Source organism: Aeromonas sp. FDAARGOS 1419 (genome assembly GCF_019047045.1).
GTDB classification, from domain to species: Bacteria; Pseudomonadota; Gammaproteobacteria; order Enterobacterales; family Aeromonadaceae; genus Aeromonas; species Aeromonas veronii.
In genome coordinates this window covers 1,043,960-1,068,590 of the sequence record NZ_CP077209.1, presented here as the reverse complement: position 1 = coordinate 1,068,590, position 24,631 = coordinate 1,043,960, and the positions used below count along the sequence as shown (strand labels likewise).

Annotated in this window: 19 protein-coding genes and 1 tRNA gene; 16 read left to right on the top strand and 4 right to left on the bottom strand. The window is 56.8% G+C overall.

Going from position 1 to position 24,631, the window contains the following annotated elements; genetic code table 11:
* Positions 1 to 370: 370 nt before the first annotated feature.
* From I6L49_RS04630 to I6L49_RS04620, 3 genes are all read right to left on the bottom strand, one after another.
* A complete protein-coding gene (locus I6L49_RS04630) occupies positions 371 to 769 on the bottom strand; it encodes a hypothetical protein (RefSeq protein WP_005351584.1) in 399 nt (132 codons plus the stop codon).
* Between the two features lie 96 nt (positions 770 to 865).
* Positions 866 to 3,010, bottom strand: a complete 2,145-nt coding sequence (gene fdhF / locus I6L49_RS04625; protein WP_184233535.1) for a formate dehydrogenase subunit alpha — start codon at positions 3,008 to 3,010, stop codon at positions 866 to 868.
* 46 nt (positions 3,011 to 3,056) lie between these two features.
* Positions 3,057 to 3,656, bottom strand: a complete 600-nt coding sequence (locus I6L49_RS04620; RefSeq protein ID WP_043850912.1) for a 4Fe-4S dicluster domain-containing protein — start codon at positions 3,654 to 3,656, stop codon at positions 3,057 to 3,059.
* A 534-nt stretch (positions 3,657 to 4,190) separates the two neighbouring features.
* On the opposite strand from I6L49_RS04620, the gene I6L49_RS04615 reads away from it, so the two are divergent.
* The 3 genes from I6L49_RS04615 (at position 4,191) to I6L49_RS04605 (ending at position 6,829) form a co-directional block, all read left to right on the top strand.
* Positions 4,191 to 4,736, top strand: a complete 546-nt coding sequence (locus tag I6L49_RS04615) for a toll/interleukin-1 receptor domain-containing protein (RefSeq protein ID WP_216950722.1) — start codon at positions 4,191 to 4,193, stop codon at positions 4,734 to 4,736.
* Positions 4,737 to 4,812: 76 nt separating this feature from the next.
* Positions 4,813 to 6,255 (top strand): SIR2 family protein, encoded by a 1,443-nt coding sequence (locus tag I6L49_RS04610; protein WP_216950721.1) that lies wholly within the window; start codon positions 4,813 to 4,815, stop codon positions 6,253 to 6,255.
* A gap of 79 nt (positions 6,256 to 6,334) precedes the next feature.
* Positions 6,335 to 6,829, top strand: a complete 495-nt coding sequence (locus I6L49_RS04605; RefSeq protein WP_216950720.1) for a TIR domain-containing protein — start codon at positions 6,335 to 6,337, stop codon at positions 6,827 to 6,829.
* A 68-nt stretch (positions 6,830 to 6,897) separates the two neighbouring features.
* Here I6L49_RS04605 and I6L49_RS04600 read toward each other — a convergent pair whose 3' ends face one another.
* The gene (locus I6L49_RS04600; RefSeq protein ID WP_216950719.1) at positions 6,898 to 7,569 is read right to left on the bottom strand and encodes a GIY-YIG nuclease family protein; all 672 of its coding nucleotides are present in this window, start codon (positions 7,567 to 7,569) and stop codon (positions 6,898 to 6,900) included.
* A gap of 607 nt (positions 7,570 to 8,176) precedes the next feature.
* On the opposite strand from I6L49_RS04600, the gene kup reads away from it, so the two are divergent.
* The 13 genes from kup to hypF all read left to right on the top strand — a co-directional run bounded on the left by kup (position 8,177) and on the right by hypF (position 24,631).
* Positions 8,177 to 10,045, top strand: a complete 1,869-nt coding sequence (gene kup / locus I6L49_RS04595) for a low affinity potassium transporter Kup (protein WP_024944982.1) — start codon at positions 8,177 to 8,179, stop codon at positions 10,043 to 10,045.
* 610 nt (positions 10,046 to 10,655) lie between these two features.
* Complete coding sequence (locus I6L49_RS04590) at positions 10,656 to 11,321, top strand: 4Fe-4S dicluster domain-containing protein (protein WP_108588287.1); 666 nt, start codon at positions 10,656 to 10,658, stop codon at positions 11,319 to 11,321.
* On the top strand, positions 11,321 to 13,192 hold the full coding sequence (hyfB, locus tag I6L49_RS04585; protein WP_216950718.1) for a hydrogenase 4 subunit B: 1,872 nt from the start codon (positions 11,321 to 11,323) through the stop codon (positions 13,190 to 13,192). The genes I6L49_RS04590 and hyfB overlap by 1 nt, the downstream gene beginning before the upstream one ends.
* Before the next feature lies 1 nt (position 13,193).
* Positions 13,194 to 14,147, top strand: coding sequence for a respiratory chain complex I subunit 1 family protein (locus I6L49_RS04580; RefSeq protein WP_216950717.1), 954 nt, complete (start codon positions 13,194 to 13,196; stop codon positions 14,145 to 14,147).
* 80 nt (positions 14,148 to 14,227) lie between these two features.
* On the top strand, positions 14,228 to 15,946 hold the full coding sequence (locus I6L49_RS04575) for an NADH-quinone oxidoreductase subunit C (protein ID WP_040065714.1): 1,719 nt from the start codon (positions 14,228 to 14,230) through the stop codon (positions 15,944 to 15,946).
* A gap of 9 nt (positions 15,947 to 15,955) precedes the next feature.
* Complete coding sequence (locus I6L49_RS04570; protein ID WP_042053810.1) at positions 15,956 to 16,513, top strand: formate hydrogenlyase complex iron-sulfur subunit; 558 nt, start codon at positions 15,956 to 15,958, stop codon at positions 16,511 to 16,513.
* Positions 16,513 to 17,328, top strand: coding sequence for an NADH-quinone oxidoreductase subunit B family protein (locus I6L49_RS04565; RefSeq protein WP_005333324.1), 816 nt, complete (start codon positions 16,513 to 16,515; stop codon positions 17,326 to 17,328). Before I6L49_RS04570 ends, I6L49_RS04565 begins: the two co-directional genes overlap by 1 nt.
* On the top strand, positions 17,321 to 17,734 hold the full coding sequence (locus I6L49_RS04560; protein ID WP_216950716.1) for a formate hydrogenlyase maturation HycH family protein: 414 nt from the start codon (positions 17,321 to 17,323) through the stop codon (positions 17,732 to 17,734). Before I6L49_RS04565 ends, I6L49_RS04560 begins: the two co-directional genes overlap by 8 nt.
* The gene (gene hycI, locus I6L49_RS04555) at positions 17,734 to 18,225 is read left to right on the top strand and encodes a hydrogenase maturation peptidase HycI (protein ID WP_216950715.1); all 492 of its coding nucleotides are present in this window, start codon (positions 17,734 to 17,736) and stop codon (positions 18,223 to 18,225) included. Before I6L49_RS04560 ends, hycI begins: the two co-directional genes overlap by 1 nt.
* A gap of 213 nt (positions 18,226 to 18,438) precedes the next feature.
* A tRNA-Sec gene (locus I6L49_RS04550) sits at positions 18,439 to 18,530 on the top strand.
* A 314-nt stretch (positions 18,531 to 18,844) separates the two neighbouring features.
* Positions 18,845 to 20,308: an L-seryl-tRNA(Sec) selenium transferase gene (selA, locus tag I6L49_RS04545; protein ID WP_216950714.1), complete on the top strand. Its 1,464-nt coding sequence runs from the start codon at positions 18,845 to 18,847 to the stop codon at positions 20,306 to 20,308.
* Positions 20,309 to 20,312: 4 nt separating this feature from the next.
* The gene (gene selB / locus I6L49_RS04540) at positions 20,313 to 22,196 is read left to right on the top strand and encodes a selenocysteine-specific translation elongation factor (RefSeq protein ID WP_216950713.1); all 1,884 of its coding nucleotides are present in this window, start codon (positions 20,313 to 20,315) and stop codon (positions 22,194 to 22,196) included.
* Positions 22,193 to 24,631, top strand: a complete 2,439-nt coding sequence (gene hypF, locus I6L49_RS04535; protein ID WP_216950712.1) for a carbamoyltransferase HypF — start codon at positions 22,193 to 22,195, stop codon at positions 24,629 to 24,631. Before selB ends, hypF begins: the two co-directional genes overlap by 4 nt.

Sequence of the window (24,631 nt, the reverse complement as noted above, 5' to 3'; positions counted from 1 at the left end):
GCCATCGCATCACGACAAGTACCCGTCACCAAAATAAATAGCCGCAACCCGTAAAAGCGGCTGCCAATAAGAAAAGCGGTGACGAAAATTGTCGCATGTTGCAATTCCAGAGTTGTTATTAACGAACGACAACAAAAAGTAACATCGTTATCGGGGGATATATTGGAATGGCGACTCATCATAGATGAGCTCAAATTTCATTACAATCCGATTTAATATATCTGATGGCCATATTTAACCGGTTATTTCATCAGTTCTTGATCTCAATTAAGGCGCCCGAAAAGTGGGCCGCCGTCAACTGTCAGATCTGCCTCTCCTCTTCGCTGGCTGCGGGTTTCGAGATGGCGTTTGCTGCCCATCCATCGGCAATTTACGAGGTGATGATCCGGCTGTGGCAGCACTTCAGGCCACCGAAGATAAAGAGGGCCGACAGGCTCTGGAAGGCCATCAGCAGCCAGCTGGCGTTGTCGGCAAGCTCGGCGGTGACGCTCTGGTGCGTGAGGTAGACCAGCAGGGTGATCACCCCCAACAGCAAGCCGTTGATCAAGGTGGTGGAGATAAACCCGATCAGCCAGGCACTGGAAATACTCAAGGCAGAAAATACGCTGCTCATGGCGAGCCGCGCTGCCATAAAACAGCCGAAAAAACCGAAGCCGAGCAGAAATATCATCTCGTCACGCCAAATATAGCAACCTATTCCCAGCAATATCGCCGCCAGATAGGTGCCAATATAGAAAAGTCCGAATAAGCGACCAATTTCATGTTGCATCATTTACACCCCTTTCTTTGGGTAATAAAAGGGTGCCCGACTCGATAAATCCGAGTCGGGTTCCCTTATTTGTGCAGAACCTCTTTTTTAGGGCGATCAGCCTTTGGCTGCGCTGCGCAATTTCGCCTTGAGCGCGCTGTATTCAGTCTGGACGTACACTTCCGCCTCAGGCTGATTGTCGATGCGCTCGATCTTCACCGCGCAGTACTTGTACTCCGGCGTGTGGGAGACGGGATCGACGTGCTCGATGGTGAGCTCGTTGCAGGCCCCGATCCACCACTGGTAGGTCATGTAGACCACCCCGGCGTTGACCCGGTCGTTGTAGTTGGCCCGGGTGATCACCTTGCCACGGCGCGACGAGATCCAGACCAGCGCCTGATCCTTCACCCCAAGCTTTTTGGCATCGCTCGGGTGGATCTGCACATAGCCCGGCTCATCGGCCAGGGTCTGCAGCGCCGAACAGTTGCCGGTCATGGAGCGGCAGGAGTAGTGACCCACCTCGCGCACGGTGGAGAGCACCAGCGGGTACTCGGCACAGGGCTGCTCCAGCGGCGGCCGCCACTCGGAGGCAATCAGCTGACCCTTGCCGCTCGGGGTGGTGAACACATTCCCCTCGAACAGGGTGCTGGTGCCCGGGTGATCCTCGGTCGGACAGGGCCACTGCACGCTCTTGAGATCGGCCATCTTGTCGTAGCTGACCCCGGCGTAGAGCGGACAGAGCGCACGCATCTCGTCCCAGATCTCTTCGGTGTTGTGGTACTCCATGGGATAACCCATGGCGGTCGCCATCAACGAGAAAATGGCCCAGTCCGGCTTCACGTTCTCAGGGGGCGTCACCGCCTTGTAGAAGCGCTGGAAGCCGCGATCCGCCGAGCTGTAGACCCCTTCGTGCTCGCCCCAACTGGTGGCGGGCAGAATGACGTCGGCCATCTCGGCGGTCTGGGTCATGAAGATATCCTGCACGATCACCAGCTCCATCCCCGCCAGAGTGCGGCGGAACTGACCCAAGTCAGCCTCGGTCTGGGCCGGATCTTCACCGAAGATGTAGAAGGCCTTGCACTTGCCCTCCTCCACCTTGTGGCCAAGCTCGGTCAGGCGATAGCCGGGCTTTTGGGAGAGTGACTCCACGCCCCACGCCTTGGCGAACTTGGCGCTGATGGCGGGATCGGCCACCGACTGATAACCCGGGAACTGGTGGGGCAGCATCCCCATGTCACAGGTGCCCTGCACGTTGTTCTGACCGCGCACCGGCCCGCAACCGGTGCCACGGCGACCGAAGTTGCCGGTCAGCAGCGCCAGACCCGCCAGCCCCTTGACCACGTCCACTGCCTGACCGTACTGGGTCACCCCCATGCCCCACAGGATCATGGAAGCAGGCGACTCGGCATAGGTGCGAATGGCGGCGCGGATATCGGCGGCTTTCAGGCCGGTGATCCCCTCCACATATTCCGGGGTGTACTTGGCCACCGTCGCCTTGAAGGTCTCGAACCCTTCGGTGTAGTTGGCGACAAAGGCCTTGTTGTAGAGCCCTTCATTGATCAACACGTTGGCGAAGGCGTTAACCAGCGCCATGTTGGAACCGTTTTTGAGCGGCAGCCACTGATCGGCGATGCGGGCGGTCTCCACCATACGGGGATCACACACAATCACCTTGGCCCCGTTTGCCTTCGCCTTGAGGATATGGCGGGCGACGATGGGGTGAGAGTCAGCAGCGTTGTAACCAAACACCAGCAGGCACTTGGTCTCTTGAATTTCGGGAATGGCGTTGCTCATGGCGCCGTTGCCTACAGTTGTCTCCAGACCGGAGACTGAGGGTGCGTGTCACACCCTCGCGCAGTGGTCGACGTTGTTCGTCCCAATCACTGCACGGGCAAATTTCTGCATCACATAGTTGGCTTCATTGCCCGGGCCACGGGCAGAGCCGGTGGTCATGATGGCGTCCGGGCCATATTTCGCCTTGATGGCAGCCAGACGGCTGCTGGCGAACTCGATCGCTTCATCCCAGGAGACAGCCTCGAACTTGCCACCGCGCTCGCGGCGGATCATCGGGCTCTTGAGACGGGGGGTCAGCAGGTTGGTGTCGTTCAAAAAATCCCAACCGTAATAGCCCTTGAGGCAGAGCTGCCCCTCGTTGGTCCGGCCGTTGGCGCCTTCGGCCCCCACCACCTTGTCGTTTTCAACCAGCAGGTTGATTTTGCAACCGGTGCCGCAATAGGGGCACACGGTAATGACTTTTTTCATGACTCACACTCTTGTTTGTTAACGAAAAACGGCTCGGCAAGCCCGCTCACACCCGTGCCGGCATCGCCAGCAGTGCCTCGGCACTGGCCAGCTGCTTCTGCCGGTTCAGGTTTTCAAGATGCTCCGGCGTGACCAGCCGCAGCGCCTGGGTCGGACACACCTCGACACAGGCCGGGCCCGCCTCGCGGTGACGGCAGAGATCGCACTTGAGCGCCTGCGCCTTGGTCTGCGGACGCTTGAAGAGCGAATCGGCAGTCGGGGGCACCTCTTTGAGCACCACCGCCATGGCACCGTAAGGACAGGCCACCACGCAGGACTTGCAGCCGATGCAGCGCTCCTGCAACACCTTGACGCAGCCATCCTCGCTGACGATGGCATTGTTCGGGCAGGCCATGGCGCACGGCTTGTCTTCACACTGGCGGCAGAGCACCGGCGTGGTCACCTTGCTGCCCACGATCACCTTCAGGCGCGGCTGAAAGTAACTGTCCTTGGAGACCAGATGTCCATCCTCGATGGCAAGATGCAGGCCGCCCTCCCGCTCAAGGGTCCCGCTGCAAGACCCTGACTGGTGTGAAACGGCGCAGGCCACCTCACAGGTACGACACCCAATACAGAGACTGGGATCTGCAATCACGAAGCTGTTCATAGAGAGGGATCCTAAATGGTTCGTTACACCGGGCCGCCCGCCGACAGGCAAAGAGGCGGCCAGCCCCCCACAAAGCATTTATCAGACCAAAACAGGCCAAGGGTGCGATAAAAATTCACAACCAACTGAAAATAAAGAAGTAATTAGAAAGGATAACGTGCTAATTGCCACCTCTGACGAGGGTGACGACGGGGTGGGAAGTGTGATCGACACGACAAAAGTGACGAGCTCGACACCGGCTGACAAAGGCGTATCACCCTGCCCTTTCAGCTCAAGCGAACAAACAACAACCAATCAATGACTAATTTATTGATCTCGGACAGATTATGCGCCGATTGCCCTTTTTACCCCCTACCCGATTGGATAGCATGCTTCAGTTGGCAACTAATCCGTTTGAGGCGTTTCCAATTTGATAAGCGATACGACTGCGCAGGTTAAAAGCAGTAGACAGGGAGTCTGGAAATTGGGAAAAGTAGCTTAAATTTTTAAGTAACTAATTTAAACAGAGTTAATTCGTTATAGTTAAGGAATACAATGGTTAGTTTCACAACATTTAATGACCTAAAAAAATTTAATAGCAACCTAACATTAAATGAGCAAGCGCAACTAAGGTCTCGAGTTGCATCAAAAAATAGTAAAAATACTTTTTTATCTCACTCTTCTAAGGATGCAGAATATCTACCAGGAGTAATTAAGCTTTTAGAAAATCATGGAGCTTCAGTTTATTGTGATCTAGGAGATGACAGGCTTCCAGAAAATCCAAATCCAGAAACAGCATTCATAATTAAAGATCAAATTAAACGGTCTAAGAAATTTGTGCTCTTCGTGACAACAAATAGTAAAGACTCTAAGTGGGTTCCATGGGAGCTGGGTATTGGCGACTCCAGCCTATTAACCAGTAATGTTGCTCTACTTCCTGCGGCTGTAAGTGAACACGATCAATCTTGGGCTAGACAAGAATACTTAGGTCTCTATCGACATATAGTATGGGGAAACCTACAAGGAGAACATAAACCTTTGTGGATGGTTTACGATCATAGAAATAACACAGCAACAAAGTTATCTGATTGGTTAAAGTAATTTAAATATAAAAGCACTGAGAATGTTACATATCTAAATCATCAAAATTATTTGAAATTGAGATTAAGGGTTAGCTATGACATTTGAACGAGAAACGGAAATATTTATAAGAGATTATGTAAAAGATATAAATGAGGGAAATGCTGCAGTCTTTGCGGGAGCAGGATTATCAATTCCAGCTGGCTACGTCAATTGGGCTGAACTATTAAGTGAAATTGCGTACGACTTAGGCTTAGATATAGATAAAGAATCTGATTTAGTTTCATTGGCACAATTTCATGTAAACGAAAATAGAACTAAATCAAAGGTTTGCAGAAAAATACTGGAAGAATTTGTTGAATGTACTGAAGTCACAGAAAATCATAAAATTTTATCAAGACTTCCAATATCATCTGTATGGACAACAAATTATGATGATCTTCTTGAACGATCTTTTCTCTCCGAAGGAAAAAACCCAGATATAAAACACAACATTAAACAATTACTAACCAATAAACCTAAAAGAGATGTTGTTATATACAAAATGCATGGCGATGTATCTTGTCCTACTGATGCCATAATAACTAAAGAACAATATGAAAGATATCATCAAACACATGAACCATTTATAAATGCACTGACAGGTGAACTTACTACGAAGACATTTTTATTTCTTGGATTTAGCTTTACAGACCCTAATTTAGATTATGTTCTAAGCAGACTAAACTTTAGATACTCAGAGGATAAAAAACAACACTATTGCATCACTAAAAAGCCAATACTTGGAGATGCACAAAATCAAGATCAAGCATCACTAGATTATAATACTCGGAAGCAGGAACTGATCATCAATGACCTTAAAAGATATGGTATTAAAACCTTGCTTATTAATGATTATAGTGAGATAACTGCAATTTTAAAAGAAATTGAATTTCGATTCAAAAAGAAAACTATTTTTGTATCCGGCAGCGCTGAAGTATATTCTCCATATCAAAAACAAGATGCAATAGAGTTCATTCATAAACTATCAAGAACACTGATCGAAAATGATTATAGAATAATTAATGGTTTTGGATGGGGGGTCGGCAGCTCTATTATTAATGGTGCATTAGAAGCGATATACAATAAACCTTTGAGATATTCCGAATCACAACTTGTTTTAAGACCATTCCCTCAATTTAAAACTGGAAATAAAGATCTCCAAGTTTTGTGGAGTGAATATCGGGAGAACATGATCTCACTAGCAGGAATATCAATTTTTATCTTTGGAAATAAAATTAAAGACGACGTGGTTGTTTCTGCTGACGGAATGGTTAAAGAATTTGAAATCTCCCATTCCAATGGGAATATATGTATTCCAATAGCAGCAACAGAGCATGCATCAAGATTTATATATGACAAGATTATATCTTCAATAGATAACTACTATTCCAATCCAAATGAGGCAAAAGAGTATTTAGAAAAATTGGCTGATAGTAACACAAGTATAAATAGCAAAATTAGAATATTGATCGAGTTCATCAAAAAACTTACTCAGTGAGTTTTAATACAATATTATTGAAACCTCATATCATGAGACTTTTAATAATTCATCTCGCAATCAACAAGAGGTATATTATATGTCTAGACGAGTTTTTTTTAGTTTCCACTATACTGGTGACGTTAATAGAATTGGAATAGTACGAAACTCTTGGGTAACCAAAACTACAAGGAGTGATGCAGGTTTTTGGGATGCTGCAGAATGGGAACAGGTTCAAAAAGATACCGATTTAGCCATAAAAAGATGGATCAACAAACAACTGGAATACACTTCAGTTACTGTTGTTCTAATCGGAGAGAAGACATCTCAACGGCCATGGGTAAATTATGAGATTGAAAAGAGCATTGAACGCGGAAATGGTCTTTTAGGTGTCTATATACACAATATAAATGGTCTTGGCAAAGGAACTAGTTCGAAAGGGAAAAATCCTTTTGATAATCACTCTATAAAATGTACAGATGGAAATTATTATAATGCTTCCAGAATATATAAAACATATGACTGGGTATCTGATGATGGATATAACAATTTAGGCGCTTGGATTGAAGAGGCCGCAAAAATATCCGGGAAATGAAACAAAAATAAATGCCTAGTATCTAATTGCCGCCTTTGTTAGGCGGCAATTTATTTCATAAAGAATAACTATTGAACTGGTATAAATTTATCTGTGACGGGAGCAATTAATTGATTACCTGAAACATTCAACGTTGCACGAACATACACTTTCGCCCCAAGTTCATGAAGCTCTCTCTCATTTTTCGAACAACTAACAAACAAGCCTTTATACTTCCCTTCTATGCATTGAACTCTTTTGCGCTGCGGTGTTCCAACAATTTTACAGATCAATCTTTCTCTATCATTTGCAGTGTATTTATTCATCTGCGATTTATCTTTATTCTTTTTTGCAGTAAATTCAATTGACATATGTACTGATCTATTAAATGAGTATTTTTCATCTGTAATCTTATGGGTTTCTTTTCGATGATTAAGATTGCCTTTACTGTAAAATGAAATAGCTTGAGCTTCAAGATTTTGGCATTCTTTTTTCGTTTCCGCTACGCCAATTAGATAGACCTTTGGTACATTTGCCTTAAATGCTGACTTCACATTGCAGTTACAACCTCTATCACTACTGTTATATGCACCTCGATAATGTTCATCATACCTAGTAACCAAGTCGTTAGTCATTCCGACATAGAATTTTTCTTTATCAAAGAAATATCCATAAACAAAAAACTTAGCCTGTTTTACTTGTGCTTCCGTTATATTGTTTAAGATGTGAACCTTAACAACTGTTGCATTACCACGGCACATATGAATACCCAACCATCTATTACAAATAGATAAATAATAACATAATCACCTGTACGAAAGCTGAATTCAACCATTGGTTAAAAACCTATATTCAACAATAATAGTTAGCACATTGATACTCTTTTTGACATTGACTTTGGTGCAATTCACGTCGTTCATTGCACCCTACCTTCCCCCTACCAATAAAGACTCCATTGCTACCCATCGCCATCCCATTTGCCACCCTGAGCGCAATTAATTAGTCACTATTTTATCGTCTGTTTTTCACTCACCTCGGTAAAAAATAGTGGCCAAAGTGCTTCCCCAGATAAAACAAACGGTTGCCCGCAGAGCGGGGGAATATTTCAATCAACGGCCAATTAATAACCTTACTCAAAAGGGCGTTTTGATTATTTATACCTGAGCATGAACCCGCAGAGTGTGTGTCATTATAAGCTTAACGACAGATGAACAGACTGTGTCCCATGAAACGCATCTTTATATCCGATTAGCTCCCTTCCCATCGCAATCCTTTGATTTCCCCCGATGTTGTATCCACACATACCTGATGTGTTCGGGGCGATCTGCTGTGGCAAACGTGTAAACATCAAACTGACAAGATGAACTCATGAACTGTGATAAACAACAAGCCATGTCCGGCGTTATGCTGGCGGCGATTGGCGTAGTCTATGGCGATATCGGCACCAGCCCGCTCTATACCTTGCGCGAGTGCCTGTCAGGTCAATTCGGGTTCGGCGTCGAGCCGGCTTCCATTCTCGGCTTTCTCTCGCTGATCTTCTGGCTGCTGATCCTGGTGGTGTCGGTCAAGTACCTCTCCTTTGTGATGAGGGCCGACAACGCCGGTGAGGGTGGAATTCTCACCCTGATGTCGCTGGCGACCCGCAACGCCTCCACCCGCTGGACACCGCTGCTGATCATCCTCGGCCTGATTGGTGGCAGCTTCTTCTATGGCGAGGTGGTGATCACCCCGGCGATGTCGGTGATGTCGGCCATCGAGGGTCTGAGCATTCTCACCCCCGCCCTCGACCCCTATATCGTCACCCTCTCGGTGCTGGTGCTGACCCTGCTGTTTGCCATCCAGAAACATGGCACCGCCATGGTGGGCAAGCTGTTTGCCCCCATCATGCTGATCTGGTTTATGACGCTGGCGGTGCTGGGGCTGCGCGGCATCATCCATAACCCCGAGGTGCTGGGTGCGCTTAACCCCATCTGGGCGGTGCGTTTCTTTATCCAGTACCAGACCACCTCCTTCTTTGCCCTCGGCGCCGTGGTGCTGGCCATCACCGGGGTAGAGGCGCTCTACGCGGATATGGGCCACTTTGGCAAAAATCCAATTCGCCTCGCCTGGTTTATCGTGGTGCTGCCCTCGCTGGTGCTCAACTACTTCGGTCAGGGTGCGCTGCTGCTGAGCAACCCCGCAGCCATTGCCAACCCCTTCTTCCTGCTTGCGCCGAAATGGGCGCTGGTGCCGCTGCTGCTGCTGGCCACCATGGCGACGGTGATCGCCTCGCAGGCGGTGATCTCCGGGGTCTTTTCGCTGACCCGGCAGGCGGTGCGCCTCGGTTATCTCTCCCCCATTCGCATCGTTCACACCTCCGAGCAGGAGTCCGGCCAGATCTATATTCCGGTCATCAACTGGATGCTCTATATCTCGGTGGTGATCGTCATCATGAGCTTCGAGCACTCCAGCAATCTGGCGGCGGCCTACGGCATCGCCGTGACCGGCACCATGGTGCTCACCTCCATCCTCTCCTGCTCGGTAGCCAAGAACAGCTGGCACTGGAACAAGTATCTGGTGGCCATCCTGTTTGCCGCGCTGCTCTGTATCGACGTGCCGCTCTTTGCCGCCAACCTCGCCAAGATCTTCTCCGGCGGCTGGCTGCCGCTCACTCTGGGCGCGGTGATGTTCACCGTGATGACCAGCTGGAAGAGCGAGCGTTTCCAGCTTATTCGCCGCCTGAACGAGCACGGCAACTCGCTGGAGCCGATGATCGCCTCGCTTGAAAAATCCCCGCCGACCCGGGTGGCCGGTACTGCGGTCTATATGTCGCGGGTGGTCAATGTGATCCCCCATGCGCTCTTGCACAACCTCAAGCACAACAAGGTGCTGCACGAGCGGATCATCCTGCTCACCCTGCGGGTAGAGGATGTGCCCTACGTCCACAATGTGCGCCGCGTCTGCATCGAGCAGCTCTCCCCCACCTTCTGGCGGGTGGTAGCAAGCTACGGCTGGCGCGAAACTCCGAACGTGGAGGAGATCTTCCACCGCTGCAACGCCGAGGGGCTCAGCTGCCGGATGATGGAGACCTCGTTCTTTATGGCCCACGAGTCGCTCATCATGAAAGACCGTCCCTGGTATCTCTATCTGCGCGGCAAGCTCTTTATGCTGCTGCAGCGCAACGCCCTGCGGGCGCCGGATCAGTTCGAGATCCCGCCCAACCGGGTTATCGAGCTGGGATCGCAGGTGGATATCTGATGGCGGGTTGATGGCCTCTTAAAGGCATAGAAAACGTCAGCAAATAGAGAGGGAGGCATTGGCCTCCCTCTCTATTTTCCGTTAACCCCGATTACCGCCCCCTCATCCCCAGCCCTTCTCCCGCAAGGGGAGAAGGGGGCAAACCACGGCGACCGTATGTTGCCAACGGTGCTATTCACGTCGCTCATTACCCCCTACTCCCGGCATGCTGCCGATATATTTGCGTTCTCGTGCGTCCGATTACGCTTCGCTAATCGAACCTACGGTTTCCACACAGACGGGCTCTATGCGAACAGACAGACCTCCGTAGGGTGTAACAAGCGCAGCGCCATGCACCGCACACATATGTTGGAGAGCGGTGCAATTCACTTCGTTCTTTGCACCCTACTCATGCTGTGTTTTCCAGGGTGACGAACCCTCCCGATGGCTTCGTCACAAGTGACGAACGTCACAGTTCGACAGCCATGCCAGCCCTTTCACCCAACCACGACAAGATTTTTATTCATTTAAAAACAGCCACTTAAAACCAATTTCGCTGCAAAAACCAATCTGGCCCGTATCTTGCCAACCTGCCCCTACTTTCTCCGTTCGCGACACGACAAGGTAGGCTATGAACCGCTTCGTTATCGCTGACCCCAAGCTTTGTATCGGCTGTGGCACCTGTATGGCGGCCTGCAGCGAGGTACACAAGGCGCAAGGTTTGCAGCAAGCCCCCCGTTTAACCGTTATGCGACACGAGCAGGCGACCATGCCGGTTCAGTGCCGTCACTGTGACGATGCCCCCTGCATCAAGGTGTGCCCGGTCGAGGCAATTCGCCAGACCGGCGATTGCGTGCAACTCAACGAGTCGCTCTGCATCGGCTGCAATCTCTGCGCTGTGGCCTGCCCCTTTGGCGCCATCCAGAGCGGCGGCAGCCGTCCGGTGGCCGTGGCCACCAGTTACGACACCTATATCCCCTGCTCCATCCGCTCCAGCAACCCCTCCACCTCCGCCGGCCTGCGCTGCTTTGGCGAGGATCTGCTGAGCTGGGAGCCAGGGGTGCGCAGCATCGCCGTCAAGTGCGACCTGTGCGAGTTTCGCACCGATGGCCCGGCCTGTGTCGGTGCCTGCCCCTCCCAGGCGCTGAAGCTGGTCAATGACGGCGACACCGAACGCGCCGCCCGTATCCGTCGCCAGCAAGCGGCCGACACCAACCCGCAAGGGGCCTCTGCCTTCTCGGCGCCTGCCACGGCGCTCCCTGCATCCGATTTATCTACCACAGAGGGAGTTCGCTGATGTTGTCCCCCCTTGTAATGGCCACGCTCCTGCTCTTTTTGCTGGGCGCTGCCGCCGGTTTGCTCCTGCAAAAGCTGCCCGCACTAGCCAACCGTCTCAATAGCGGCTTTGCCCTGCTGGGCTCGCTCGCGGGTCTGGTCGCCGCCATCCAGATCTTTGCTCAAGGCACCCCCGTCGACGGCCAGCTCTGGCTGCTGGGCTCGGTGCACCTCGACATGCTGGCCGCGCTGATGCTGCTGGTGATTAGTACCGTCGGCGTCGCTGTCGCCCTCTACTCCTTTGCCTATATCCGCGAATATCAGGGCAAGGGCGATGTGGCCATCGGCGCGCTGATGAACCTCTTCCTCTTTGCCATGGTGGGTATGGTACTGGCCGACAATGCGCTCGGTTTCTTGCTCTGCTACGAGCTGGTGACCCTCACCACCTACTGGCTGGTCAAGACCAACCCGGAGGCCGCCAAACAGAGCCGGCTTTACTTGGTGATGAACCATATCGGCATGGCGCTGGTGCTGATCGCCTTCTGGCTGCTCTGCCGCGAAAGCGGTTCGCTGGAGTTCGCCGCGCTGCGTGAGCACCATCTGGCGGGCGGATTGGCCTCTCTGGTGTTCCTGCTCAGCTTCTGCGGTTTTGGCCTGCGCGCCGGTTTCGTGCCGCTGCACGGCTGGCTGCCGGTGGCCGAGCCCGTTGCCCCCTCCCATATCTCGGCGCTGATGTCCGGCGTGATGGTGAAGCTGGGCCTCTTTGGCATCTTGCGGGTCAGCATCGATTTTCTCGGCGCCAGCCAGCTCTGGTGGGGCTATGTGGTACTGATCTTCGGCGCCTGCTCGGCGGTGCTCGGGGTGCTGTTTGCGCTGGCCGAGCACGATCTCAAACGGCTGCTCGCCTACCACACGGTGGAGAACATCGGCATCATCCTGATGGGGATGGGGATCGGCATGATCGGCATCGCCAACCAGCAACCGGCACTGGTGGTGCTGGGGCTGCTCGGCGCCCTCTATCACCTGCTCAACCACGCCATCTTCAAGAGCCTGCTCTTTATGGGCACCGGCTCTGTGATGTTCCGCCTGCACACCCGTGACATGGACAAGATGGGGGGCTTGGCCAAGCTGATGCCCTGGACTGCGCTGGCGTTCCTCATCGGTGCCATGGCCATCTCGGCGCTGCCGCCGCTCAACGGCTTTGTCAGCGAGTGGTTTATCTATCAATCCCTGCTCTCCATGACCAAACTCGGCACCTCTGTCGTCGCGCCGCTCGCGGTAGTGATGCTGGCGGTGACCGGCGCCATGGCGGTGATGTGTTTCGTCAAGGTGTACGGCATCTGCTTCTGCGGTGCACCGCGCAGCGAGAAAGCGAGCCACACCCGCGAAGTGCCGGGGGCCATGGTGGCAGGCACCCTGCTGCTGGCCGCGGTCTGTCTGGTGCTGGGTCTGGGCGCCCCCTGGATTGCCCCCCATATCGCCAGCTATGGCCAAGCCTTGGTTGCCAGCCAAATGAGTGTCGCCACCGGCGCCACCCTGCTGCCACTCGATAGCAGCCAGGCGATCCTCTCCCCACCCGTTATCGCCATCACCTTGCTGGGTCTGTTCCTCATTCCGCTGCTGGTACTGGCCATCTTCAAGGGGCCCAAGCTGGGTCGTCGTCACGCTGGCACCCCGTGGGCCTGTGGTTACGCCTATGAGGAGCGCATGAGCCTTACCTCCGGCGGTGTCACCCACACCTTGCGCCAACTCTGCGCGCCGCTCTATCGCAAGCAGCCGCAGCTCGATCTGGCCAGCGCCCTGCACGGGGTGAGCGATACCAGCGGGACGACCGGCTGGCTGCTGCACGGCATTGTGCTGGCGCTCTTTATCCTGATGGCTGTAGGAGTCTGATATGCCTGTTCTTGAAATGCCGAGCTGGGGCATGGTTGCCCTCGCCCTGACCCAGGCCATCGCCATGCTGGCGCTGGCGCCGCTCGCCACCGGTTTCAACCGGGTGCTGCGGGCCAAGATGCACTCCCGTCAGGGGCCGGGCCTGCTGCAGGATTACCGGGATATCGCCAAGCTCCTGCGCCGTCAGGAGGTGACTCCCGAGCCTGCCGGCATCATCTTCAACCTGATGCCTGCACTACTGATCGCGGCCCTGTTGCTGGTCGCGATGGCGCTGCCAACCCTGACTCACGAGTCCCCCTTCCCCATCGCCGGGGATCTCATCACCGACATCTATCTGTTCGCCATCTTCCGCTTCTTCTTTTCGCTGGCGGGGCTCGACAGCGGCAGCATGTTTGCAGGGATCGGCGCCCGCCGCGAGCTGACCCTCGGCATTCTGGTGGAGCCCATTCTGGTGCTCGCCTGCTTCATCATGGCGATGATGGTGGGCAGCTCGGATCTGGGCAATATCAGCAGCTATGTGGCGACCCAGCCGCTGGCCGCGCCGGTTGCCACCCTGCTGGCTGGCGCAGCCTGTGCCTTCGCGGTGTTTGTCGAGATGGGCAAGCTGCCCTTTGACTGCGCCGAAGCCGAGCAAGAGCTGCAAGAAGGGCCGCTCACCGAGTACTCCGGTGCGGGGCTGGCCTTGCTCAAGCTCTCCATCGGCCTCAAGCAGCTGGTGGTGGTGCAGCTCTTTCTGGTGATTTTCCTCCCCTTCGGCAAGGCAGCCAACTGGAGTCTGCCTGCGCTCATCGGCGCGGCGCTGATCCTCGCCTGCAAGCTGCTGGTGGCCTTTTTACTGGCTGGCATCATCGAAAACGCCATGGCCCGTACCCAGTTCGTGCGCACCCACAAGCTCACCCGCTACGGGTTGGGGCTAGCCCTGCTGGCGCTGCTCGCCTATCTGGTCGGGATCTGAATCATGCCCGCCAGCACAGCAACTTTTTCCGATTTCATCATTTGTGAATGCTCATTCCCGAACATTAAAGTGAGAACTGCATGACCATCGCCATTTCGGATCGCATCGGCTGCGACTACATCCAGCAGGTGCGAGCACAACTGCCCCACGCCATCGTCGACGAGGAGTGGCAAACCGCCGATCAGGCCACCATTACCGTCAAGCCCACCAGTCTGGTCGAGACCGCCAGCCTGATCTTCCATCAGCTGGGGGGCTGGCTTCCGCTCTCCTTTGCCAATGACGAGCGCAGCCTCAACGGTCACTTCGCCGTCTACCACGTCTTCTCCATGGAGGGCGACACCAAGTGCTGGATCACCGTCAAGGTGCTGGTGGATGCCGATACCCAGGAGTACCCCTCCATCACCCCGACCATTCCGGCGGCGGTGTGGGGCGAGCGGGAGATCCGCGACATGTACGGCCTACGCGCCATCGGTCTGCCGGATGAACGCCGTCTGGTGCTGCCGGACGACTGGCCGGAGGATATCCATCCCCTGCGCAAGGACGCCATGGATTATCGCCAGCGCCCGATGCCCACCACCGACACAGAGACCTACCCCTTCGTCAATGAGCTCGGCAGTGATGCCAACCGCATCGTGCCGGTCGGCCCGCTGCACATCACCTCGGATGAACCGGGCCACTTTCGTCTGTTCGTCGATGGGGAAGACATCATCGATGCCGACTACCGCCTCTTCTATGTCCATCGCGGCATGGAGAAGCTGGCGGAAACCCGCATGGGCTACAACGAAGTGGCCTTCCTGACCGATCGGGTCTGCGGCATCTGCGGCTTTACCCACAGCGTCGCCTACACCACCTCGGTGGAGAACGCCATGGGTATTCCGGTGCCGGAGCGGGCCAAGATGATCCGCGCCGTGCTGCTGGAGGTGGAGCGCCTGCACAGCCATATCCTCAACATCGGCCTGTCGAGCCACTTCACCGGTTTCGACACCGGCTTCATGCAGTTCTTCCGGGTACGGGAAAAATCCATGACCCTGGCCGAGCTGCTGACCGGCGCCCGCAAGACCTATGGCCTCAACCTGATTGGCGGGGTGCGCCGCGACATCTTCAAGGAAGATCGCATCAAGGGTGCCCAGCTGGTACGCGAGCTGCGTGATGAGCTCAAACCCCTGGTGGCCATGCTGCTGGATACCGCCAACATCTCCTCCCGCCTCATCGGTATCGGCAAGCTCGAGCCGCAAATTGCCCGCGATTTCAGCTGCGTCGGCCCCATGGTGCGGGCGAGCGGCTTCAAGCGCGACGTGCGTCGGGTTCACGACTTTGCCGGCTACCGCGAGCTGCCGATGGAGATCCAGACCAAGGCGGGTTGCGACGTGCAATCCCGGGTGCTGGTGCGCATCCACGAGCTCTACGACTCCCTCGACATGATTGAGTTTGGTCTTGAGCACCTGCCGGAGGGGCCGCTTTTGACCGAAGGGTTCACCTACCAGCCGGGCAAGTTTGCGCTGGGCTTTACCGAGGCGCCCCGCGGCGAGAACGTCCACTGGAGCATGACCGGGGACAACCAGAAGCTGTTCCGCTGGCGCTGCCGCGCCGCCACCTACGCCAACTGGCCTGCCCTGCGTTACATGCTGCGCGGCAATACCGTGGCGGATGCGCCGCTCATCATCGGCAGTCTGGATCCCTGCTACTCCTGTACCGACCGGGTCACCCTGGTCGACCCCAAGAAGGGCAAATCCACCGTGGTCTCCTACAAGGAGATCGAGCGCTACGGCATCGATCGCAAAAACTCTCCGCTGAAATAAGGGGTCATCATGATCAAGCTGTTCAAGACCATCCTCAAGGCTGGCACCCCGACCGCCAAGTACCCCTTCGCCCCTTACGAGGTGAACCGGGATTTTCGCGGCAAACCGAAATATCAGGCGGATCAGTGCATCGCCTGCGCCGCCTGCACCAAGGCCTGCCCGGCCAACGCGCTGGTGATGGAAGTGGACATGGAGACCGGCGAACGGCGCTGGGAGATCTCCATGGCGCGCTGCATCTTCTGCGGCCGCTGCGAGGAGGTCTGCCCGACCCGCGCCATCGCCCTCTCCCCCGAGTTCGAGCTGGCGGTGACCAACAAGGCGGATCTCTATGAGGAGGCCCGCTTCGCGCTGGCCCCCTGCACCCTGTGCGGCACCTACTTTGCCCCGAGCAAGCTGGTGGCGCTGGTGGAGGATACCCTCAAGCAGGCGGGCACGCCGCTGACCACCCCGGAGCGACTGCACCACTGCCCCGACTGCAAACGAAAACAGAGCATGCTGAGCCAGCCTGACTCGGCCCTGATCACACCGATAGCCACACCGATGGCCGCACAAAAGGAGTGGATGTGATGAGCAAGATCAAAGGCATAGAACCGGTTGTCGGCCATGCCCATACCCGCGCCGTGCCGCTGGCACAGGATCCCGAGATCACCAAACTCAAGAAGACCCTGCTCAAGGACATTCGCCGCTCGGCCTATGTCTACCGGGTCGATTGCGGCGGCTGCAACGCCTGCGAAATCGAGATCTTCGCCACCATCACCCCGCTGTTTGATGCCGAGCGTTTCGGCATCAAGGTGGTCGCCTCCCCCCGCCACGCCGACATCCTGCTCTTTACCGGCGCGGTGACCCGGGCGATGCGGGTGCCAGCCCTGCGCGCCTACGAGGCGGCGCCCGATCCCAAGATCTGCATCGCCTACGGCGCCTGCGGCTGTGACGGCGGCATCTTCCACGACCTCTACTGCGTCTGGGGCGGCACCGACAAGATCGTGCCGGTGGATGTCTATATCCCCGGCTGCCCCCCCACTCCGGCAGCCACCATCTACGGCTTTGCCGTGGCGCTCGGTCTGCTTGAGCAGAAACTCAAAGCCACCAGCCACGAGGTGCAACCGGGTGAGCGGGTCGAACTGCGCCACACCGGCATCCCCAATGAAATCCGGGTGATGATCGAGCGCGAAGCGCGCCGCATGGCCGGTTACCGGCAGGGGCGGATCATCGCCGACGAGTTCATGGCCCTGCTCGAAGGGGCAACCCAGCAGGATGTGGATCTGCGTATCCAGAGCTACCTCGATCAGCACGACGATCCGCGCCTCTCGGAGATCGTCAACAACCTCGCAAACGCCTGCCTTAACCGGGCGGCCGGCAAGGGAGAGGCGGTGCATGGCTGACGAGGTTTTTTTCTACCGCCTCTCGCGCAAGTTCGTCGACGAGCAGTTCAACGTCCCCGAGGAAGCCAAAGAGGTGATGTACTACAGCCTCGCCATCGGCCACCACCTCGGCATCGTCGATTGCCTGCGAGCAGACCTGGTCTGCTCGCTGATCGGTTATCGCGACTGGGTGGCCAAACTGCCAGAGGGGAGCGAAGCGCGCCGCAAGATGGAGGGATTTCTCACCTTTGGCGAGATCACCATCTATCGCGAGCACTGCCATATGCTGGCCTGCGCCTTCGACCGGCTGCGCAAAGCCGACAATGTGCTGGATGAGCAGGAGCTGGGCTGGACCAATACCTTTATGGATCAGCTCACCGCCCTCTTTAACGACCCCCATATGTACCTGATGGTAAGGAGCCGCTGATGGGCTGCAATCTCGTGTTGACCGTGGGCAATGCCATGATGGGGGACGACGGTGCCGGCCCCTATCTCGCCGACAAGCTGCAGGCCGCCCCCCTGCCCGGCTGGATCCATATCGACGGCGGCATCGCACCGGAAAATGTGGTCTACAAGGTGCGGGAGCTGCAACCGGATCGGGTGGTGCTGGTGGATGCCGCCGAGATCGGCGAGAAGGCGGGAACCATGCTGGTGATCCCCCCCGAGACCATCGCCGAGATGTTTATCTTCTCGACCCACAATATGCCGCTCAATTTCCTGATCGACGAGCTCAAGACCTTTGTCCCCGAGGTGATCTTTGTCGGGGTACAACCGGCCATCGTGGCGTTCTCCTTCCCGATGACCGAGATGGTGAGCGAGGCGATGGATTATCTTTATCAGCATCTTGATGCCACCAGGGACTCCGGTCTGTTAATAGATAAACTGGATCAGTGGAATATTGCCAACGCCAAGCGGTGATTATTTAGCGAGTTGTTAACGACCGTTATTGACCGACGATTCCGGCAATGTGATCGAGGCCCGATGTTAAATTAAAAACATCGGGTTAATTGTGCTGAACTTGATATAAAACAAGGTTCTTTGATTTTTTCAAAAAATCGCTAACTCTCGCTTTTTTATGACAAAAAAAGCGTTGCCAGTCACAGAAATTTGCCACAAAATGGCGACCGTTACGGAAGTTGATGGGGTCTGGTGGCCTCCTCGGTCTTCAAAACCGATGTGAGCCGAGAAGGCTTTGGCAGGTTCGATTCCTGCCTCTTCCGCCAAATTTATCTATTGAACAAATACTCTCCCGCTGAATTTTTCGGCCTGAATTTTATTTCCATTGTTTGTTCAATATGTTTGAAGTAATACCTTAAAAAAGGTGCTTGCCGCTTGCCAATATAATCCGAACTCAGGTTATCTCGCTGGCCAAAAATTAATTTATCAGCATCGATGCAGCATTAATTTATACCCGCTCATTTATGCATCCAGTTTGCACTCATCCGCAAATCGCCAGCAGTGCCATAACCCGTCAGCTCGGCCTCTCTATCGGCAAACCGGTGCGCATCCCGAACCCACGCACAGCACTGGTAATCCCATGCCGAACTCGTCTCACGCGCCAGCCATCCCCCATCGCCAGCCCGCATCAGGTACGGCTGCCGACGATTCACAGCCAGATTCTCAGCAACAAACGCGCCGTCTGCCGCAAGTGGAACAGCTGCTGCAGCAACCCTTTCTCGCCGGTTTTATCGAAGCGCTGAGCCGCCCGCTGGTGACTCAGGCGGTGCGCGACACCCTGAGCGAGCTGCGCCAGAGCGAAGATTTTCGCCAGCATGGCGTTGCCCCCGAGCAGATCGAGGCGCTGATTGCCAAGCGCTGCCGACAGCAGTTGCGCCAGCGTCAAACCCGGGTGATCAACGCCACCGGCACCCTGGTGCATACCAATCTGGGGCGCTCGCCATTAAGTCACGAGCTGTGGGACGAGGTGCGTGACCTCAACACCGGGTACAACAATCTGGAGCTGGATCTCGCCACCGGCAAGCGCGGCGGGCGCAAGGGGCTGATCGCCCCCCTGCTCCGTTGCCTCACCCAGGCCGAGGATTCGCTGGTGGTCAACAACAACGCCGCTTCGCTCTTTTTGCTGCTGCAGGAGGTGGCCAAGGGGCGCGAGGTGATCGTCTCGCGCGGCGAGCAGATCCAGATTGGTGGCGGCTTTCGCATTCCCGATATTCTGGCGCTCTCCGGTGCCAAACTGGTGGAGGTGGGCACTACCAATATCACTACCGCCAAAGATTACCTCGATGCCATCACCGATCAGACCGCGCTGGTACTGATGGTGCACAGATCCAATTTCGCCATTCGCGGCTTTACTGAATCCCCCGATATCGGCGAGGTGGCCCGCGCCCTGCCCGAACATGTAGTGCTGGCGGTGGATCAGGGGTCGGGCTTGACCACCGAAGAGTTTGCACCGGATGAAACCTCGGTGCGCCAGTACATCAAGGCGGGGGCGGATCTGGTCTGCTACTCCGGTGACAAGCTCTTGGGGGGCCCGCAATCGGGCATCATCAGCGGCCGCAGCGACCTTATCAAGCGGCTGGCAAAACACCCCATGATGCGCACCTTCCGCCCGAGCCGCATCGTCTACTCCCTGCTCGAACGGCTGCTCATCCACAAGCTCAACAAGTCCCCCATCGGTGAAGGAATTGCCCAGCGCACCCTGAGCAACCCGGCCGCCATGCAGACGAGAGCCTCCCAGCTGATGGCCGCCCTGCCCGGCTGCTTTGTGCCGGTCCCCGCCCAGCTGGTGGTGGGCGGTGGCACCTTGCCGGACGAGTTCTATCCGGCCCCTGCGCTGGAGTGCACCGACCCGCGCCCGGCCCAGCAGCTGCTCGATGATTTGCGCGAACTGCCGGTGCCGGTCATCGCCACCGTGCGCCAGCAGAAGGTGCTGCTCAATATGGCCACCCTGCTGCCGACCGAGATGGAACTGCTGATCGCCCAACTCAGGGAATTGCTGCTGCCCGCCCCGTTCAATGCAACAAATGCGACCGAGGAGCCCTGATCCCATGACCCCCTATCGCGCCGTTATCGGCCTTGCAGGCCACGTGGATCACGGCAAGACCCTGCTGATCAAGGCCCTCACCGGCATCACCACCGCCCGTGCCCACGAGCAGGCCATTGGCATGACCCAGGATCTCGGCTTTGCCCACTTCGACGACGGTCAGGGCAACACCATAGGTGTCATCGACGTGCCCGGCCACGAGCGCTATATCCGCAATATGGTGGCGGGGCTCTGGAGTCTGGATCTGGTGCTGCTGGTGATTGCCGCCGACGAGGGGTGGATGCCGATGACCGGCGATCACCTGCGCCTGCTCAAGGCGATGGGGGTACCGCGCCTCCTGGTCTGCATCAACAAGTGCGATCTGGTCTCCCCCGACGAGCTTTTGCTGTTGGAAGAGAGCCTGCTGGAGCGGGTGATGGACGAGAGCGGCATGGTGCCCGATATCGTCAGCGTCAGCGCCAAAACCGGCACCAATATGGCTGCCCTGCACGCCGCTATCGTACGTCAACTTGCCGATCTGCCAGCCTCACAAGCTGCCCACGAGCAGGGCGCACCGCGCCTCTATGTTGATCGTGTCTTTACCGCCAACGGCACCGGTACCGTGCTTACCGGCACCTTGCAGCAGGGCAGCCTCAAGGTGGGGGACAAGCTGCGCCTCTACCCCGCCGATCGGGAGGTGCAGGTGCGCTCCCTGCAAGCCTATCACCAGAGCGTCGACGAGATTGGCGCCGTCTGCCGGGTGGCGGTGGGCCTTAAAAAAGTGCCTCACAAGGAGGTGGCCCGCGGTCACTGCCTTACCAGCGCCGCTGGCCAGTGCGAGGCGGCAACCCACCTTATCGTGCGGCTCTGCGAGGTCGGCGGCAGCATCCGGGAACAGCGCAACCGCGAGGTCGAAGTGGCCCTTGGCAGCTGGCATGGCCGGGCCCGTTTCGTGCCCATCAAGGATACCCGGCTGGCGCGGCTGATCTTTACCAGCCCCATCCCCTGCTTCTTCGGCCAGCCGCTCGCCATCATTCGCCACGGCAGCAGCGAACTGCTGCACGGCGCCCGCATCGTCTGGTGCGGCGACATCCATCCCGCCAGGCGCAAGGCGCTGCACGCCCTGCTGGGTGAGCTGCCTGATGACTTGGAGCGCTACAACCCCGCAGCCTTGCAGCTGGGGCTCAATGGCTATGTGCTGGCCAGCCGCTTTGACCAGCGGCCCGAGCTGGTCACTCCCCTCGGTGAGTGGCTGCTGGATAACTGCTGGCTGGCCCAAAGCCGCGACCAGCTGCTCGCTACGCTGGCCAGCGAACCGCTGAGTGCCGCAGAGCTGGCAACCCGCTTTGGCATCGCCCTGCCGGTCATTCAGGCCCTGCTCCAGCAGCTCAAGAGCGAGCAGATTGTTCGCCTGCACCATGAGAAGTGGCAGCAGGGCAGCGGCGAGTCGGAAGATGATCTGGGGGAAGAGGCGCAGCTGGTGCTCAAGGTGGTGCGAGATCAAGGCAAGGAGGGGTACGAGCCCGGTAAACTGGGCCCCGGCGGCGTAGAGCTGGATCCCTTTATCACCCGCAAGCTGCCCGCAGCCCTGCAGCAGGGCTTACAGCAAAAAGGCGCGTTGCAAAAGCAGCTGCGCAATCTGGCACGACTCAAGTATCTGGTGCAGCTCGATGGCCCCATCTACTACGACGCCGAGCTTTACAACCAGATGGTCGCCGCCGTGCTGGCGGGCCAGCAGGTGGGAGATCTGATCGACATGGCATCCCTCAAGGAGATCACCGGCTTGTCGCGTAAATACGCCATTCCGTTCTGCCTGCGCATGGAGATGGATGGCTGGGTGCGGCGCGAGGAGAACGAGCGCCGGGTGCTGCGTTTGCCGCAGACTCAAGATGAGATGGAGCCGGCATGAGAGCTGCCACAGCCCCCTCTGGCTCTGCCAATCCTGTGGCCAACCGGCTGCGCCGCGAATTTCATATCGACGGCATCGTGCAGGGGGTCGGCTTTCGCCCCTTCGTCTATGGGCTGGCGTTGCGCCACGGCCTTGCCGGCTATGTACTGAACGATGCCAACGGCGTCACCATCGGCGCCGAAGGATCGCCCGAGCAGCTCGCCAGCTTTGCCCGCGAACTGCGGGAACTGGCGCCGCCGCTGAGCCGCATCGATCATTTCAGCGAGAGGGAACTGCCCTTCGCTCATGATCCCGACTTCGATGGCCAATTTCATGGCCAGTTTCGAATTAAAGCGAGCCTGCAGCAGAGCTCTGCAACGGTCGCCATCTCGCCGGATCAGGGGATGTGCGAGGCGTGCGCCACGGACGTGGCCAATCCCAACGATCGCCACCACCACTACCCCTTTACCAACTGCACCCACTGCGGCCCGCGCTACACCATCATCCGCCGCCTCCCCTATGACAGACCCCACACCGCCATGGCAGGCTTTGCCATGTGCCCGCGCTGTGCGGCGGCCTATGAAAACCCGCTGGACAGACGCTACCACGCCCAGCCGGTGAGCTGCCCCGAGTGCGGGCCCCATCTCAGCTGGCGAAATGGCCGTGGCGATGCCTTGGCCGAGCGCGAGGATGCCCTGCAGGCCACTGCAAGCGCCCTGCAAGCGGGGGCGCTGATTGCGGTCAAGGGGATGGGGGGCTATCACCTGATGTGTGATGCCCGCAATGAACAGAGTGTGGCTAGATTGCGAACACTTAAGCGGCGCGCGCGCAAGCCGCTGGCGGTGATGATGGGCTCCCTTGCCGAGGCCAAATTGCATGTCACCGGCAGCGAAGACGAGTGGCAACTACTCGCCTCTCAGGCCAGACCCATCACCCTGCTGCGCAAGCGCAAAAACGATGATCGGCTCTCAGAATCCCTACTTACAACCGCGCCGCTGGCCGAGGGGATCGCCCCCGGCATCCCCTACCTTGGGGTCATGCTCCCCTACACCCCGCTCCATCAGCTGCTGCTGGATGCCTGCGCCATGCCGCTGGTGGCCACCAGCGCCAATGGTCGCGGCAGCCCGACCCTGATCGACTGTGAGGCAGTAGTAAGGGAACTCGGCAGCGAGATTGACGGCATCCTGGATCACAACCGCCCTATCCTGCACCCCTGCGACGACAGTCTGGTGCAGTGGGCGGGCGGGCGGCGCCAGACGTTGCGCCTCGCCCGGGGTTATGCCCCCTGCACTCCCAGCTTGCAAGAGGCGGTCAAGGCGCCGCTCTTGGCTGTCGGGGCGCAACAGAAGAACCAGCTGGCGCTCGCCTTCGGCCGCCAGCGCATCTACAGCCCCCATATCGGCGATCTGCACAGCCTGCCGATGCAGGAACACTTCGAGCAAACTCTGGCGACCTTTCGCGATCTCTACGATCTCAATCCCGAAGTGCTGGTGTCGGATCGCCACCCGGGCTATCTCAGCCATCAGTGGGCCAAAAGCTATTGCCAGAATCAGGGTGCCACCCATCTCGAGGTGCAGCATCATCACGCCCACCTGCTGGGGGTGATGGCCGAGCACAACATCACGGGCCCGGTGCTGGGGGTTGCCTTCGATGGCACCGGCCTTGGCGATGACGGCATCCTCTGGGGTGGCGAGCTGCTGCTGGCCGATGTGAAGGGCTTCGAGCGCGTTGCCCACCTCACCCCCTTCAAGCTGATCGGCGGCGAGGCGGCCATTCGCGAGCCGGTACGTCAGTTGCTGGGGCTGCTGTTTGAATCGCATAGCCCTGAGCAGATCAGCACCCTCGATATTCCGCTGATCAACAAGTTGCCAGCTGAACGGATCAGCAACCTGCACCAGCTCTGGCAGCTGGGTCGCAACGCCCCCTACACCAGTTCCATCGGGCGGCTGTTCGATGCGGTGGCTGCGCTCTTGGGGGTGATCGACACCCCGGATTACGAGGGCGAAGCGGGACCCTTGCTAGAGGCGGCTGCCTTGCAGCTGACCCCCGATGAACAGCCCTTCCCCCTCGCCTTTGATCTCAGCCAATCAGCAGAGGGGCCACTGCATATCGAGTGGGCCGAGCTCATCAATACCCTTGTCAGCGAGCGGCGCCAAGGCACCTCCACCGCCAGCCTGGCCGCCGGTTTTATCCGCGCCATCAGCGCTCTGGTCATCGCTCTGGCCGAGCGCTTCCCCGGCTATCCGGTGGCGCTCGGGGGCGGCGTCTTTCAAAACCGGGTGCTGATGGACCAGCTGGTGCCCGCTCTCGAAGCCGCCGGCCGGCAGGTATTGACCAGCGAAACCCTGCCACTCAATGACGGTGGCATCGCCGCCGGTCAGCTCTGGTTTGCCATCCACCATCTTGCCACGCACCAGCCTGTCACCACCGGCTGTGCCACCTTGTCGGAGTCCTGA

Excerpts from the sequence above, each read along its gene's own strand:
- hypF (WP_216950712.1), top strand. The coding sequence starts at position 22,193 with ATGAGAGCTGCCACAGCCCCCTCTGGCTCTGCCAATCCTGTGGCCAAC.
- I6L49_RS04580 (WP_216950717.1), top strand. The coding sequence starts at position 13,194 with ATGCCTGTTCTTGAAATGCCGAGCTGGGGCATGGTTGCCCTCGCCCTG.
- hyfB (WP_216950718.1), top strand. The coding sequence starts at position 11,321 with ATGTTGTCCCCCCTTGTAATGGCCACGCTCCTGCTCTTTTTGCTGGGC.
- I6L49_RS04605 (WP_216950720.1), top strand. The coding sequence starts at position 6,335 with ATGTCTAGACGAGTTTTTTTTAGTTTCCACTATACTGGTGACGTTAAT.
- I6L49_RS04570 (WP_042053810.1), top strand. The coding sequence starts at position 15,956 with ATGATCAAGCTGTTCAAGACCATCCTCAAGGCTGGCACCCCGACCGCC.
- I6L49_RS04565 (WP_005333324.1), top strand. The coding sequence starts at position 16,513 with ATGAGCAAGATCAAAGGCATAGAACCGGTTGTCGGCCATGCCCATACC.
- selA (WP_216950714.1), top strand. The coding sequence starts at position 18,845 with ATGCCGAACTCGTCTCACGCGCCAGCCATCCCCCATCGCCAGCCCGCA.
- I6L49_RS04620 (WP_043850912.1), bottom strand. The coding sequence starts at position 3,656 with ATGAACAGCTTCGTGATTGCAGATCCCAGTCTCTGTATTGGGTGTCGT.
- hycI (WP_216950715.1), top strand. The coding sequence starts at position 17,734 with ATGGGCTGCAATCTCGTGTTGACCGTGGGCAATGCCATGATGGGGGAC.
- I6L49_RS04615 (WP_216950722.1), top strand. The coding sequence starts at position 4,191 with ATGGTTAGTTTCACAACATTTAATGACCTAAAAAAATTTAATAGCAAC.
- kup (WP_024944982.1), top strand. The coding sequence starts at position 8,177 with ATGAACTGTGATAAACAACAAGCCATGTCCGGCGTTATGCTGGCGGCG.
- I6L49_RS04630 (WP_005351584.1), bottom strand. The coding sequence starts at position 769 with ATGCAACATGAAATTGGTCGCTTATTCGGACTTTTCTATATTGGCACC.
- I6L49_RS04575 (WP_040065714.1), top strand. The coding sequence starts at position 14,228 with ATGACCATCGCCATTTCGGATCGCATCGGCTGCGACTACATCCAGCAG.
- selB (WP_216950713.1), top strand. The coding sequence starts at position 20,313 with ATGACCCCCTATCGCGCCGTTATCGGCCTTGCAGGCCACGTGGATCAC.
- I6L49_RS04560 (WP_216950716.1), top strand. The coding sequence starts at position 17,321 with ATGGCTGACGAGGTTTTTTTCTACCGCCTCTCGCGCAAGTTCGTCGAC.
- I6L49_RS04600 (WP_216950719.1), bottom strand. The coding sequence starts at position 7,569 with ATGTGCCGTGGTAATGCAACAGTTGTTAAGGTTCACATCTTAAACAAT.
- I6L49_RS04590 (WP_108588287.1), top strand. The coding sequence starts at position 10,656 with ATGAACCGCTTCGTTATCGCTGACCCCAAGCTTTGTATCGGCTGTGGC.
- I6L49_RS04610 (WP_216950721.1), top strand. The coding sequence starts at position 4,813 with ATGACATTTGAACGAGAAACGGAAATATTTATAAGAGATTATGTAAAA.